We start from the raw sequence: 15,439 nt of genomic DNA, 5'->3' as shown, positions 1-15,439 counted from the left end.
AAAGGTACAGCGGCATTTCAGCGAAAATATGAAGTTAAAACGCGACTGAACTTTTTTTGTAAAATAAGGTTGCGGCCTGCTCGTATTGCGGCATCTCTTACAAACTGTTACAATTTATGAAGCAGCGGAATCGAAATAATATATGGCCCTTTCAATTTTGTGGGATGGGCTCGATTCCACCATCTGTGTTGCATGAAAGGGGTTAACCATGCTAGGACTTGTAAAGAAAATATTCGGCGACACCAATGAACGGGATGTCAAACGTCTAATGAAGACGGTCGAAGTAATTAATGGACTGGAGCCGGATTTTGTGGCGCTTTCGGATGAAGCGCTCAAAGCTAAGACTGAAGAATTCCGCGCCCGTATTGAGAAGGGCGAAACCTTGGAAGAGATTCTTCCCGAGGCCTTTGCAACCGTACGCGAAGCTTCCAAACGGACGCTGGGCATGCGGCATTTTGACGTACAGCTGGTTGGGGGAATGGCGCTGCATGAAGGCCGGATCTCTGAGATGAAGACAGGTGAAGGTAAGACACTGGTAGGAACGCTGCCGGTATATTTGAATGCATTGCTGGGTAAAGGCGTGCATGTTGTAACCGTAAATGACTATCTCGCTCAGCGCGACAGTGCGCAAATGGCACAAATCTATAACTTCCTGGGCTTGACCGTCGGGGTGAACCTGAACGGTATGGACCATGCTGATAAACAAAACGCTTATGCCTGCGACATTACGTATGGCACGAACAATGAATTCGGCTTCGACTACCTGCGTGACAACATGGTGCTCTACAAGGAGCAAATGGTACAACGCCCGCTATACTTCTGTATTATTGATGAGGTTGACTCCATCTTGATTGATGAAGCCCGTACCCCTCTTATTATTTCCGGACAGGCTGAGAAATCGACAGAGTTGTATTACGCAGCAGACCGTTTCGTGAAGAAGCTGACTGCTGAAGAGGACTACACGATTGATATTAAAGTGAAGTCCGTGGCTTTGACCGAGAAGGGTGTCGCTACGGCTGAACGTGCTTTTGGCATTGAGAATCTATATGACCATGCCCATGTAACCTTGAACCATCATATCGTACAAGCTCTCAAAGCTAATGCTATTATGCGCCGCGATGTGGATTATGTAGTAAATGATGAAGAGGTTGTTATTGTCGATGAATTCACGGGCCGTCTGATGGCAGGACGCCGTTATAGTGACGGACTGCATCAAGCGATTGAAGCCAAGGAAGAGATTGAGGTACAGAATGAGAGCATGACGCTCGCTACAATTACGTTCCAAAACTACTTCCGGATGTACCGCAAGCTGGGTGGTATGACAGGTACTGCGAAGACGGAAGAAGAGGAATTCAAGAAGATCTACGGGCTGGAAGTTCTCCAGGTGCCGACCAATAAACCTAACAAACGTGATGATATGCCAGACGTCGTGTACAAGAGCGAAAACGGCAAATTCAACGCTGTAGTAGCGGAGATTGTAGAGCGCCACAAAAAGAACCAGCCGGTACTGGTAGGTACAGTATCCATCGAAAATTCCGAACGCGTATCTGAAATGCTGAAACGCAAGGGTGTTAGACACCAGGTACTGAATGCCAAACATCACGAGGCGGAAGCAGAAATTATCTCTCATGCCGGACAACCGGGAACAGTAACTATCGCTACGAATATGGCTGGCCGTGGTACGGATATTGTACTGGGTGAAGGTGTGACCGATCTTGGTGGCCTGCATATTATTGGTACGGAGCGGCATGAATCCCGGCGGATTGATAACCAGCTGCGTGGACGCGCGGGACGTCAAGGCGACCCGGGCTCAACTCAATTTTATCTGTCGCTTGGCGATGAGCTGATGAAACGCTTCGGAGCGGACAATGTCCTGAATATGATGGACCGTCTCGGATTCGAAGAAGATCAGCCGATTGAGAGCCGTATGATTACCCGTGCAGTGGAATCTGCCCAGAAGCGGGTAGAAGGCAACAACTTTGATATCCGTAAGGTCGTATTGCAATATGATGACGTAATGAATCAGCAGCGTGAGATTATCTACAAACAACGCCGCGAAATTCTAGAGTCTGACAACATTAAAGATATCGTAGTAGAAATGATCAAACCGGTCATTGACCGTGTGGTTAACGCCCACTGCAGTGATGATATTCCGGAAAACTGGGAGCTTCAAGAGGTTGCTGATTATGTAAACAGCAAACTGTTGGAAGAAGGCGTTTTGACACGTGACGATCTCTGGGGCAAGGAAGTTGAAGAGATCATTGAGTACATCTTCACCCGTGTGCTGGAGAAATATGCAGCCCGTGAAGAACGTCTGGGTGCCGAACTGGTACGCGAATTCGAGAAGGTTATCGTACTCCGTTCCGTAGACAGCAAATGGATGGATCATATTGATGCGATGGATCAGCTTCGTCAAGGGATTCACCTGCGTGCTTACGGCGGTACCGATCCGCTTCGCGAATATCAATTCGAAGGCTTTGAAATGTTTAATGCCATGACCGCCAGCATTCAGGAAGAAGTAGCAACCTACATTATGAAGGCGCACATTGAGACGAATCAGGAACGCCAGTCGGTAGTGGAAGAGGACAAAATCTCCACAAATGCCGAGCCTGCCGAGAAACGTCCGGTGCATGTAGAGTCTGCGATTGGCCGCAACGACCCTTGCCCTTGCGGAAGCGGCAAGAAGTATAAGAACTGCCACGGACAGAACGCGTAAGACATTTGGATGATATTCAGATGTCCGGTCTTCCGGTACAATAGTGAGAAGATCTGAAGCTGCGAATGTTTTTTACCAAGTGCGCTTTAGGTCTTGTCCATTGCTTCAAAGGTTATAATGACAATAAAAAGCGGCTGGGCCCGGGGGACTCCCCCCGTTTTGCGGCCCGGCCGCTTTTTTGGACTTTGGGATCTTTTGGTGACCAAGAAGCGGACCACGCGGAATTGTTCTTTAGAACCTAGCCATGAAGGTGAGAGTAACGGAGGGGAAGTTTGGAACTGGAGGAGCGATAGCGTCCGCCTTTATATTTGGATTTCTACCGTGACTATATAAATTGAACTTAAATACTTGAGATAAGGAAAAGGAGCAATGGAGGGGGATTTTGGAACTGGAGGAGCGGTAGTGTCCGCCTTTGTCTTCGGATTTCTACCGCTAATAGCGGATAAAATCAAGAAATCTGAAGACAACAGCGGCCGGAAGTCCAAATATTCACCGTAGTTGCGACTGATCCTGTACTCTAAAACCTTAAGTTCAATCTATATAGCGGTTTAAATCAGGAAATCCAAACATAACATCGGCCGGAAGTCCAAACATTCCACGCAGTTACGGGCATCACCGAATAATACGCTTTGTTCTGAAGAACAATTCCGCCAGCGAAGCGCGTTGGTCTCTAGAAACGCCTAAGTCCAATAAGCCGCCCGGCGCAACCACTTATTTTTGAAAGGTGAAGTGAACCATATGATCGATGCTAACGTGAAGCAAGACCTGCGTGAAATAGGCAAGAAACTAACCAACCTTAGGGGGTCTCTTTGACTTAGATCTGAAGCAGGAGATGATCGCAAACTTTGAGGAGAAAATGGCTGCTCCCGGATTTTGGGATGACCCCGAGAAGGCGCAAGGTGTGATCGCCGAGATGAACGCGGTAAAGTCTAGCGTGGATCAGTATGAGAGGCTGCAGCAGGATTATGAAGATGCCGCAATGATGGCTGAGCTTGCCGATGAAGAAGGCGACGACGCCCTGGCAGCAGAGATTGCCGGAACCATCCGAAGTGTGGGCAGCAAAGTCGATGAGTTCGAGCTTCAACTGTTGCTGAATCAGCCGTATGACAAGCTGAATGCAATTCTGGAGCTGCACCCGGGTGCTGGCGGAACGGAATCCCAGGATTGGGGCCAGATGCTGCTGCGGATGTATACGCGGTGGGCGGAAAAGCACGGATTTAAAGTAGAGGTGCTCGATTATCTGCCGGGTGATGAAGCAGGGATTAAGAGTGTTACACTGCTGATCAAGGGTTTTAATGCCTATGGCTATTTAAAGACTGAAAAAGGGGTCCACCGGCTGGTGCGCATTTCACCGTTCGACTCTTCCGGAAGACGTCATACTTCTTTTGTCTCCTGCGATGTCGTTCCGGAAATAGCCGATGATGTAGAGGTGGATATTCGTACAGAGGATCTGAAGATCGATACGTACCGGGCCAGCGGCGCAGGCGGTCAGCATATCAATACGACCGACTCAGCTGTGCGGATTACTCACTTGCCAACAGGTGTGGTGGTAACCTGCCAGAACGAGCGCTCGCAGATCAAAAACCGGGAACAGGCAATGAAAATGCTCCGTTCCAAGCTGTATGAGCGGAAATTACAGGAACAACAGCAGCATTTGGATGAGATCCGCGGCGAGCAATCTGAAATTGCCTGGGGAAGCCAGATTCGCTCTTATGTATTCCATCCCTATAGCATGGTAAAGGATCACCGCACTTCCGTGGAAACCGGAAATGTCGGAGCGGTCATGGACGGCGATTTGGATCTGTTCATTGACGGGTACTTGCGGAGCCAAATCAAAACAGAGGTTGAATAAGCGGAACTGTATTCCTACGCGTCTTCGGAGGTGTAGGAATTTTTGTGATGTAAGAATGAAATGCCTGTAATTCCCGCAAAGTAGTTGAAACGCTCTGGAACAACAACTTGACTTGGCGGCGATATATAAGCAAGATCACATCTTAAGGAGAAAAGGCATACATGCAAAAAATCAATTCACGCAACAAACCCCCGTTGATCCCGCTGAACGGGCCGCTGCGCCATACCGTAGATATTGTGCTCATCCTGGTCGGGTCGCTGATTACCGCGCTTGCTTTTAATCTGTTTTTCTTGCCGAACCAGATTGCATCCGGCGGGGTATCGGGATTGTCCGTACTTGCCGAAGCCTGGTTTCATGCGGAGCCGGCATTTACGCAGTGGGCGCTGAATATCCCGCTGTTTGTGCTGGGGATCATCTTTCTCGGCAAACAATATGGAATCCGCTCCTTGCTGGGGAGCTTTGTGCTGCCGCTGTTTATTTTCCTGACCAAAGATGGGCCTGTTCCTACAACAAACCCGCTGCTGGCTTCCATCTATGGTGGTATCGGCGTGGGTCTCGGTCTGGGTCTGGTTTTCCGCGGGCGCGGTTCGACAGGTGGTTTGACCATTCTGGCGCAGATTATCCAGAAGATCACCGGGTTCAGCTTCTCACTCTCCGTTGTGCTGCTGGACGGCACGGTCATTACGCTGGCTGCTTTTGTACTGGGGATGGAGCAGGCGATGTACGCATTGATCGGTCTGTTCGTTACAGGCAAAGTAATCAACGCGCTTGAGGTAGGCTTTAGTACGACCAAGGTTGCGTATATTATTTCAGACCAGACGGAAGAGATATCGCAGGCGATCTTAAACGACCTGGACCGTGGTCTGACCAAGCTGAAGGCTGAGGGCGGATACACCGGCGACAATCGTACGGTGCTCATGGCAGTTGTCGGGCAGAATGAGATTACGAGGCTGAAGGCCATTGTCCGCTCGGTCGATCCGGGGGCGTTTGTCATTATAACGGAGGCTCATGAAGTATTGGGCGAAGGTTTTAAAAGAGAAGCATAGATTTTTCCTTAGGGGGAAGCTAAACGCTTCTCTTTTTTCTTAGTTATCGGGTCACGGGCTGAGGTAGAAATTCTAAAAATGCTTTTGAACAAAGTTGACGTTATGTGTTGTATTTATATTAATTCGGACGTATAATAATACATATTTGCAGGACGGTATTCATTCAATTTATGAAGCAGGAAGTGGGGATGACAGTGGAAGGCAAGCTGAGAGCGGCAATTGTCGGATCAACGGGTTATGGAGGCGTGGAGCTGATTAGGCTGCTGCAGAACCACCCTGATATAGAGGTTACTTCAGTGATCTCCTCATCGAGTGCGGGCGAGCCCATTGAGAATGGATTCCCCCACTTAACGGGAATTATCCAGCGCAATCTGGATGGTGTAGACCCGGCAGAGATCGCCGGAAGGGCGGATGTTGTGTTCACGGCTACGCCGTCGGGAGTCAGTGCGAAGCTGGTGCCGCAATTGCTGGAGGCAGGACTGAAGGTCGTCGATTTATCGGGTGACTTCCGGCTGAAAGACGGTGCGGAGTATGAGCAGTGGTATAAGCATCCGGCTCCCCCTCAAGCTTACCTGGAGCAGGCGGTCTACGGCTTATGTGAGGTATTCGGGGAACGTGCCGCCGGCGTGGATTTTATCTCTAATCCGGGCTGTTATCCTACGGCAACACTGCTGGGGCTGATTCCGGCACTGAAGGCAGGCTGGATTAAGCATGACAGTATCATTATTGATGCAAAATCGGGAGTTTCCGGGGCAGGGCGCGGAACGAGTCTGATGGTCCATTTTGCCGAGATCAATGAGAATCTCAAAGCCTATAAAATCAACAAACACCAGCATATCCCGGAAATTGAGCAGGTGCTCACGGAGATTGCCGGAGAGAAGGTAACCGTAACGTTCACCACGTATCTGGTTCCGATGAACCGGGGGATTATGAGTACGATGTATGCCGGGATGAACGGAAATTATAGCGAGCAGGATTTTGTGGAATTATACCGTGAGTATTATGAAGGCAGACCGTTTGTCCGTGTCCGCGGGGCTGGCGTGGTTCCGGCGACGAAAGAAGTCAGCGGCTCCAACTACTGCGATATCGGGTTTGCCACAGATGCCCGTACAGGCCGGGTTACCATAGTGTCCGTGATTGACAACATCGTTAAGGGCGCAGCAGGGCAAGCGATTCAGAACCTGAATTTGATGATGGGATGGGAGGAAACCCGTGGCCTTGGCTACACGCCTGTGTATCCATAAGGTTCAGCGGTCAAACATACAATGAATGAGAGTAAAGCTTATACCGTCGTGGAAGGCGGAAGTATAACTGCACCGAGGGGATTTACCTCTGGAGGGCTGCACTGCGGCCTCAAAAAAACCGACCGTAATGACCTTGCGGCCATCCTTTGCGAGGTGCCTGCCACGGCTGCTGCTGTCTATACGACCAATATATTTCAGGCTGCTCCGCTGAAGGTGACACGGGAAAGTCTGGCGAACGGGGTGTTGCAGGCGGTAATCGTAAACAGCGGAAACGCCAATGCCTGCACTGGTGAACAGGGAGAAGCCGATGCCTACGAAATGCGCGCCGCCGCTGCACGTCATCTCGGTGTGAATGAGCTGGATGTTGCAGTTGCTTCTACCGGGGTAATCGGTGAGCTGCTGAAGATGGATTGTGTACGCAGCGGGATTGCCGGACTTCCGGAGAAGCTGGATGGGGGAGCGGGTGGTGCGGAGGAATTCTGCCAGGCTATTTTGACTACCGATCTGGTGAAAAAAGAATGCTGCGTAAAGGTACAGGTCGGCGGCGAGGAAGTTACAATTGCCGGAGCGGCTAAAGGTTCGGGAATGATTCATCCCAATATGGCCACGATGCTGGGCTTCATGACCACGGATGCGGCCATTGACGGGGAAGCTCTGCTAAACCTGCTGCGCACGGCTACCAATTCAACGTTTAATATGATCACGGTAGATGGAGATACGAGTACCAATGATATGCTGGTAGCGATGGCCAGCGGTCTGGCCGGGAACGAGAAGCTGACGCGGCAACATCCCGATTGGGAAGCTTTTGCTGCTGCGTTTATACATGTCTGCAAGACGTTGGCCAAGGCAATTGCCCGTGACGGCGAAGGTGCAACAAAGCTTATTGAGGTGCAGATCAGCGGGGCAGTCCATGATGAGGCTGCAGGTGCGATTGCCAAAACGGTGGTCGGCTCCAGTCTCGTCAAATCGGCGATATTCGGTGCGGATGCCAACTGGGGACGAATCATTGCTGCGGTGGGACGCGCGGGAGTGCCTGTATCACCGGAGCGTGTAGACATATCGCTGGGTGAGATTGAGGTGCTGAAGCAGTCGCGTCCGGTTGCTTTTGATGAAGAGAAGGCACTTCACTATTTGCAAAAAAGCGATACGATATTGATTACCGTAGCTTTATCTGATGGGGACGGTTCGGCTACAGCCTGGGGCTGTGATCTCACTTATGATTATGTGCGGATCAATGCGGCCTACCGTACCTGACCAACCTGTTGCATAAGTCCATGGGAAGGATACCGATACTATGACCGAAGAACGTATAGAGAAGAATAGGGCCGGCGGGCTGTTCGTGATGAAATGCGGCGGCAGTACGCTGGCGGCATTGCCTGACTCTTTTTTTGAGGATTTAAGAGAGTTGCAGAGCAGCGGTGTGAAGCCTGTTATCGTGCACGGCGGCGGCCCGGCGATCTCCGGAAATTTGGCGAAGCTGGGTATTGAGAGCCGTTTCGTGAACGGCCTGCGGGTGACGACCGAGGAAGTGCTGGATGTGGTGGAGATGACCTTGGCCGGGAGTATCAACAAGGCGATTGTCCGAAGAATTCAGGGCAGCGGCGGGCAGGCACTTGGCCTATCTGGTGTCGACGGCAATCTCATCATGGCGGGGCCGGTAGCGAACAGCGATGAAGTGGGCCAGGTCGGTGAAGTAACCGGGGTCAAAGCTGAGATCATCAAGGGCATTCTTGATTTGGGTTATATTCCTGTAATTGCCCCTATCGGTGTGGATGCAGCAGGCCAGCGCTACAATATTAATGCGGATACAGCAGCTGGAGCGGTGGCTTCTTTTGTAGATTCGCCCAAAATGATTGTAGTAACGGATGTTCCCGGCATTATGCGTACAGTGGAAGGACAGAAGATTGTGCTTCCATCGGTGACGGTGGCGCAAATTGAAGAATTGATCGAAAGCGGCGAAATCTACGGCGGGATGATTCCTAAAGTGCGGGCCGCGATGGACTGCATTCAGGGCAGTGTGTCGGAGGTCGTTATTGTGGACGGCAAGGAGCCGAAAGTACTCAGCCGGGTGCTGCAGGGCGAAGAGCTGGGAACGAGAATTATCTCATCCTAACAGAAATTGATAGAATGCAAGAGAAGATGTACTGCACAGCCATATTGCTGATTGGAATCACAAAATACAGCGCTGCCGGAATACCGGAAGCAGCATGGTGGGAGAGTGACTAAGAATGAGTAAGCTTACGCAAGCGGAAAAGGATTCTTTGACAGGGGCAACGGAAAACCGTTCAGCGGAACTGGAGGATCGGGGGGCTGCTCCTGCCAAGCTGGGTGCGGTATTCCCGTCCTACGCCAGATATGACATCAGTCTGGTCAAGGGCAAAGGCAGCTGGGTATGGGATGATCAGGGGAATAAATATCTCGATTTCATGTGTGGTCTGGCTGTGACCAGTCTGGGGCACGCTCCGGAGAAGGTTGGCGCGAAGCTGAAGGCGCAGATCGATACGCTATGGCATGTGTCGAACCTGTTCCACATTCCGGGCCAGGACCGGGTGGCAGCGCTGCTTACCGGCAACAGCTGTGCGGATCAGGTGTTCTTTTGCAACAGTGGTGCAGAAGCGAATGAGGCTGCGATCAAGCTGGCCCGCCGCTATCACCAGAAGGTAAAGGGCACGGGGCGTTATGAGGTTATTACGTTCGAACAATCCTTCCATGGCCGCACATTGGCGACACTTACGGCTACCGGCCAGCAAAAGGTGAAAGAAGGCTTCCTGCCGCTTCCGGCAGGCTTTAAGACGGTGCCTTTGCATGATCTTCCGGCGCTTAAGGAAGCGATCTCCGAGAATACGGCAGCCATTATGCTGGAGATGGTGCTGGCGGAAGGCGGCGTGCTTGAAGTGAAGCAGGAGTTCCTGGACGCAGTGGTGGAACTGTGCAAGGAGCATGGTCTGCTGCTGATCGTCGATGAAGTGCAGACCGGCATGGGCCGTACCGGCAAGCTGTTTGCACATCAGCATTACGGCATTGAGCCGGATATTTTTACTTTGGCTAAAGGTGTGGCCAGCGGTTTTCCGGCGGGGGTTATGCTGGGCAAAGGCTATTTGCGTGAAGCGTTCAGCCCGGGCAGCCATGCGAGCACCTTCGGGGGCACGCCGCTTGCCGCAGCGGTGATGGAAGCGACCATCGAGACGATGCTTGAAGATGAGCTGCCGCAGCGCGCAGCCGAAATGGGCCGGTACCTCACCGGATTGCTGGGAGAGAAGCTGGCAGATACGCCGTTTGTGAAGGAGATCCGCGGCAAAGGCTTGTTGATCGGCATCGAATGCCAGTCGCCGGTAAGCGATATTGTGCTGGCCGGACAGAAGCAGGGATTGCTGTTCGTACAGGCCGGACCGAATGTGATTCGGCTGCTGCCTAATTTATATGTAAGCAAAGAGGAGATCCACCAGGCGGTGGACATCCTTTCCGAACTAATTCATACTTATGCTAACAAAGAAAACGGGGAGGCAGGTTCATGAGCCAGGGTGTACAAAACGCTGCGAATACAATTGCACAGCAGCTCAAAGGCCGTGATTTACTGGAGCTGAACGATTACAGTCCGGAAGAAATCATGTATTTGATCGATTTGGCCATCGAGCTGAAACAGAAGCAAAAGAACGGCGAGGTCTATCAGCCGCTAAAGGGCAAGACGATCGGACTGATCTTCGAGAAATCCTCAACCCGCACACGCGTTTCATTTGAAGTGGGGATGTATCAGCTGGGCGGACATGCGCTTTTCTTAAGTAAAAATGACATTCAGCTCGGACGCGGAGAAACAGTCGGCGATACGGCGCAGGTAATGTCCCGTTATCTTGACGGCATCATGATCCGTACCTTTGGTCATGATAAAGTGGAGGATCTGGCGCGTTATGCTTCAGTTCCTGTAATCAACGGACTGAGCGACCTGGCTCATCCTTGCCAGGTGCTGGCCGATTACCAGACGGTCTATGAGCATAAAGGCAAGCTTAAAGGGCTGAAGCTGGCTTATATCGGCGACGGCAACAACATGGCACATTCCCTGCTGATCGGCGGAGCCAAGCTGGGTGTGCATGTCTCCATCGCCGGACCGGAAGGCTATGAGCCGGATGCCGCCGTGGTCGCGGAAGCGCGTGAGATCGCCAAGGAGACCGGTTCTGTCATCGTCATTACCCGCAGCCCGCAGGAAGCGGTGCAGGATGCCGATGTCATCTACACGGACGTGTGGGCGAGCATGGGCTTTGAGGCCGAGCAGCTGGCCCGCGAAGCGGCATTCAAGGACTATCAGGTCAATGAGGAACTGGTCAAAGGCGCGAAGAGCGACTACCTGTTCCTGCACTGCCTGCCGGCCCACCGCGAGGAAGAGGTCAGTAGCGGTGTAATCGACGGCCCGAATTCGGTCATTTTTGACCAGGCCGAGAACCGTCTGCATGCGCAGAAGGCTCTGATGGCCGCACTGATGGGCTAATTAATTTTGCCTTAGGCTTAGAGTAAATCAAGATTGATCTTGCAAGGGTCTTGCTTGGTCTTATACTATATAAAACACTATATAGGTTGAACTTAATAAACAGCGTTAGAATTCCGGTGCGGAGCAACGGAGTGAAAGTTTGGAACTGTAGGAGCGATAGCGTCCGCCTTTATAATCAGATTTCTCCCGTTGTACGCGGGCTTATAAATCATAGAAATCTGATTATAACAGCAGCCGAAAGTCCAAACCTTTCACGCAGTTGCGCCTGATCACCAGAGTTCTATAAGCGAATTTTTGAAGTTCATCCTATACCCCTCACACGAAAGGAAGTTGCTTCTTCATGGCTAAAGAAAAAATTGTACTCGCCTATTCCGGCGGACTGGATACCTCGGTCATTCTGAAATGGCTAAAAGAAACCTATGATGCGGAGATCATTGCTTTTACAGCCGATATCGGCCAGAAGGAAGAGCTGGATGGTCTGGAGGAAAAAGCACTGGCGACCGGCGCCTCCAAAGTCTACATTGATGATCTGCGCGACGAGTTCGCGAATGACTTCATCTACCCGATGTTCCAATCGGGCGCACTTTATGAAGGACAGTATCTGCTGGGCACCAGCATTGCCCGTCCGCTGATTGCCAAACGGATGGTGGACATTGCCATCGCTGAAGGCGCTACAGCAATTGCCCATGGCGCAACAGGCAAAGGCAACGACCAGGTTCGCTTTGAGCTGGGCGTAGCTGCACTGGCTCCGAACATCAACGTTATCGCACCTTGGCGGCTCGAAGAGTTCCGCAACCAGTTCCCGGGCCGTGCAGAAATGATCGCTTATGCGGAAGCCAACGGAATTCCGGTACAGGCCTCAGCGGCCAAGCCATATTCCATGGACCGCAATCTGCTGCATATCAGCTATGAGAGCGGCGTGCTGGAGGATCCTTGGTTTGATCCAAGCGCACCTGAGAACAAGGGAATGTTCCTGCTCAGCAACGCGCCGGAGGATGCTCCGGACGAGGCGGAATATTTGGAGCTGGATTTCCTCAAAGGCGATTGTGTTGCGCTGAACGGCGAAGCTTTGACCCCGCTGCAAGTCATGGAGAAACTCAATGAACTGGGCGGCAAGCATGGTATTGGTCGCGTAGATATGGTAGAGAACCGTTTTGTCGGTATGAAGAGCCGCGGCGTGTATGAAACTCCGGGCGGAACGATCCTGTTCACGGCACACCGCAAGATGGAGTCCATTACCATGGACCGTGAAGTGATGAACCTGCGCGACAGCCTCATTACCCGTTACAGCACCTTGGTATATAATGGATTCTGGTTTGCGCCTGAACGTCTTGCTCTACAGGCTCTGGTCAAAGAAAGCCAGCAGAACGTGACCGGTACGGTGCGTCTCAAACTCTACAAAGGCAATATCATCGGTGCCGGCGTCAAGAGTCCGGTCAGCCTGTACAACCCGGATATCGCGACGATGGAAGCTGACCCTACACAAGCTTATGACCAAGGCGATGCCACAGGATTTATCCGTCTGAATGCCCTGCGTTTGAAAGTATCAGCAGGTGTAGCGGAATCTAATAAGTAGAGTGTTTTAACCGCGCGTCGGTATTAATCAAGAAATAAGCTCAGCTTAATTAAGCAGACATCGGAAGGCCGTTCCTCCCGTCAGGACAGGAGCGGCCCTTCTGGCGTCAACAGAGGAGGAAACAACAGGTGAGCAAGCTTTGGGGCGGACGTTTTACCAAAGGAACAAATAAGCTGGTGGAGGAATATACGGCTTCCATCGGGTTCGATAAGGCTTTGGCCGAAGAGGATGTGCAGGGCAGTCTGGCCCATGTCACAATGCTGGGCAAATGCGGAATTCTGCCGCAGGACGATGTAGAAACGATCAAGGCGGGTCTGAATAAGGTGCTGGATAAGGTTCGGGCGGGAGAAATTGTTTTTTCCGTAGCAGATGAAGACATTCATATGAATATTGAAAAGAACCTGATTGAGGAAATCGGTCCGGTCGGCGGGAAGCTGCACACCGGACGTAGCCGTAACGATCAGGTGGCGACCGACATGCATCTATACCTGCGTAATCGGGTGGTAGAGCTGGTCGGGCTGCTGCATGAGCTGCAGGAAGCGCTGATTGGTCAAGCGAAGGATAATGTGGAGACGATTGTTCCCGGTTATACGCATTTGCAGCGGGCACAGCCAATCCTGTTCGCCCACCATCTGCTGGCTTATGTGTCGATGTTCCGCCGGGATGCGGAGCGCCTGACGGACAGCTACAAGCGGATCAATGTGCTGCCGCTGGGAGCGGGCGCGCTGGCGGGGACCACGTTCCCGATTGACCGCCATTTTGTAGCGGAACAGCTTGGCTTCGACAGTGTGTACGAGAACAGCCTGGATGCAGTCAGCGACCGTGACTTTATCGTGGAGTTTCTGGCGAACGCCTCGCTGATCATGACCCATCTGTCCCGGCTCAGTGAGGAGCTGGTGCTGTGGAGCAGCACAGAATTCAGCTTCGTGGAGCTGGATGATGCCTTCTGTACCGGCAGCAGCATTATGCCCCAGAAGAAGAACCCGGATGTACCGGAACTGGTGCGGGGCAAAACCGGCCGAGTCTACGGCAACCTGATTGGCCTCCTGACCGTACTGAAGTCGCTGCCGCTGGCTTACAACAAGGATATGCAGGAAGACAAGGAAGGCATGTTCGACACAGTAGCCACTCTTACAGGGGCGCTGCAGCTGTTTGCACCGATGATCTCCACCATGAAGGTGAACAAGGGGCGGATGCGTGAAGCGGTGAATACCGATTTCTCCAACGCGACCGATATTGCAGACTTCCTGGTCGGTAAAGGCTTGCCTTTCCGCCAGGCCCATGAAGTCATTGGCAAAACCGTACTGTTCTGCATTAACGAGGGGAAATTCCTGCTCGATCTGACACTGGAGGAATTCAAGCAATTCTCGCCGCTGTTCGACGAGCAGATCTATGCAGTCCTGCAGCCGGAAGCGGTGGTGGATGCGCGCAACGTGTACGGAGGCACAGCCACTGTGCAGGTGAAGGCAGCGATTGAACGGGCAGAGGCTTCCTTGCTTGAGGCCAATAAATGGGTAGCGCAGCATGGGAACGCGCTGAATAGTTAACTTTAGGCCAACGCATCATCGAAAGAGCTTAAATCAAGAAAGACTGTCTTCAAGCCGTATCTTAGGATGCGGGAGGACAGTCTTTTTTCTATGCTAGGGAAAAACTCTGTATTGGCAATGAAAAGCCTATTTAGATAATGGCAGCCAGGCCAGCACATCGCGGATCTTGGTATCCCAGTAGCCCCATTCATGTTCGCCCGGGCCTTCCTCATAAGTGAGGGGCAATGAGGTCTTGCTGCAGGCTTCACGGAAGGCCTGATTATCCTCGTACAGGAAATCCTCGGTGCCGCAGCATTGGTAGAGCAGCGGTTTGGGTCCCTTCGAGCCGTCAACTTCTTGAAGCAGCCACAATAAGTCATCCGGAGTGCCTGCGATGTCTTTCTTGCCAAAGATCAGTTCGTATTCTTCACTTTTCTTCGAGGCATCTTCCCAGTTCAAGAAATGATGGGCCATATCGAGTGCCCCCGACAGACTTGCAGCAGCGGCAAAAACCTCCGGCTTGCGCAGCCCCAGCTTGATCGCCCCATAACCGCCCATCGACAGGCCGGCCACGAAGTTATCCTCACGTTTCGCTGACAACGGAAAAAAGGAGCGCGCCAGCGCAGGCAGTTCCTCACTGATAAACGTCCAGTAATTGCCCCCTGAGGCCATATCTGTGTAAAAGCTGCGATGTACCTGCGGCATAACCACAGCAATCCCCAGTTTCGCAACATACCGTTCGATTGAAGTCCGGCGCAGCCAGATAGAGTCATCATCAGACAAGCCATGCAGCAAAAACAGCGTCGGATGAAGATCACCCCGTTTTACATTGCTGAGCCCGATCTGTGTAGTGGTTTGCTGCGGCAAAATGACAGTCATCGAAGTGTTCAGTCCCAATACTTCCGAATAAAATTTGCATTCTATTAAAGCCATTTATTCACTCCTCCTCTCAGCCAAATATAGCACAATGCAAATCCGATATACATCCTCGGCGGAGTT

The 15,439-nt window shown here is 51.8% G+C and carries 11 protein-coding genes; 10 read left to right on the top strand and 1 reads right to left on the bottom strand.

Annotated features, from left to right (window positions below; all coding sequences use genetic code 11):
• Window positions 1-208: 208 nt before the first annotated feature.
• The 10 genes from secA to argH all read left to right on the top strand — a co-directional run bounded on the left by secA (window position 209) and on the right by argH (window position 14,461).
• Window positions 209-2,716 carry a preprotein translocase subunit SecA gene (gene secA, locus NST99_RS30905; protein ID WP_341096751.1) on the top strand — a complete coding sequence of 836 codons (2,508 nt, stop codon included), beginning with the start codon at window positions 209-211 and terminating at the stop codon, window positions 2,714-2,716.
• Between the two features lie 738 nt (window positions 2,717-3,454).
• Window positions 3,455-4,568, top strand: a protein-coding gene (gene prfB / locus NST99_RS30900) for a peptide chain release factor 2 (RefSeq protein WP_341096750.1) whose coding sequence is annotated in 2 segments (ribosomal slippage) — window positions 3,455-3,526 and window positions 3,528-4,568 — 1,113 coding nt in all. Because the reading frame shifts where the segments join, the coding sequence is not laid out codon by codon here.
• A 161-nt stretch (window positions 4,569-4,729) separates the two neighbouring features.
• Window positions 4,730-5,614, top strand: coding sequence for a YitT family protein (locus NST99_RS30895; protein WP_076109619.1), 885 nt, complete (start codon window positions 4,730-4,732; stop codon window positions 5,612-5,614).
• 170 nt (window positions 5,615-5,784) lie between these two features.
• A complete protein-coding gene (argC, locus tag NST99_RS30890; protein ID WP_445745001.1) occupies window positions 5,785-6,858 on the top strand; it encodes an N-acetyl-gamma-glutamyl-phosphate reductase in 1,074 nt (357 codons plus the stop codon).
• 21 nt (window positions 6,859-6,879) lie between these two features.
• On the top strand, window positions 6,880-8,112 hold the full coding sequence (gene argJ / locus NST99_RS30885; protein WP_341096748.1) for a bifunctional ornithine acetyltransferase/N-acetylglutamate synthase: 1,233 nt from the start codon (window positions 6,880-6,882) through the stop codon (window positions 8,110-8,112).
• A 40-nt stretch (window positions 8,113-8,152) separates the two neighbouring features.
• Entirely contained in the window at window positions 8,153-8,971 is an 819-nt protein-coding gene (argB, locus tag NST99_RS30880) for an acetylglutamate kinase (RefSeq protein WP_341096747.1), read from the top strand.
• 115 nt (window positions 8,972-9,086) lie between these two features.
• Window positions 9,087-10,373 (top strand): aspartate aminotransferase family protein, encoded by a 1,287-nt coding sequence (locus NST99_RS30875; RefSeq protein WP_341096745.1) that lies wholly within the window; start codon window positions 9,087-9,089, stop codon window positions 10,371-10,373.
• A complete protein-coding gene (gene argF / locus NST99_RS30870; protein WP_341096744.1) occupies window positions 10,370-11,338 on the top strand; it encodes an ornithine carbamoyltransferase in 969 nt (322 codons plus the stop codon). Before NST99_RS30875 ends, argF begins: the two co-directional genes overlap by 4 nt.
• A gap of 340 nt (window positions 11,339-11,678) precedes the next feature.
• Complete coding sequence (locus NST99_RS30865; protein ID WP_341096742.1) at window positions 11,679-12,914, top strand: argininosuccinate synthase; 1,236 nt, start codon at window positions 11,679-11,681, stop codon at window positions 12,912-12,914.
• Between the two features lie 128 nt (window positions 12,915-13,042).
• A complete protein-coding gene (gene argH / locus NST99_RS30860) occupies window positions 13,043-14,461 on the top strand; it encodes an argininosuccinate lyase (RefSeq protein ID WP_341096740.1) in 1,419 nt (472 codons plus the stop codon).
• A gap of 126 nt (window positions 14,462-14,587) precedes the next feature.
• Here the strand turns inward: argH and NST99_RS30855 are convergent, their stop codons facing one another.
• Complete coding sequence (locus tag NST99_RS30855) at window positions 14,588-15,373, bottom strand: alpha/beta hydrolase (RefSeq protein ID WP_341096739.1); 786 nt, start codon at window positions 15,371-15,373, stop codon at window positions 14,588-14,590.
• Between the last annotated feature and the right edge of the window lie 66 nt (window positions 15,374-15,439).

This window comes from Paenibacillus sp. FSL L8-0470, from assembly GCF_038008625.1.
Classification (GTDB): Bacteria; Bacillota; Bacilli; order Paenibacillales; family Paenibacillaceae; genus Paenibacillus_AQ.
The sequence above is the reverse complement of the archived record's forward strand: the minus strand, read 5'-3'. Positions and strand labels throughout refer to the sequence as shown.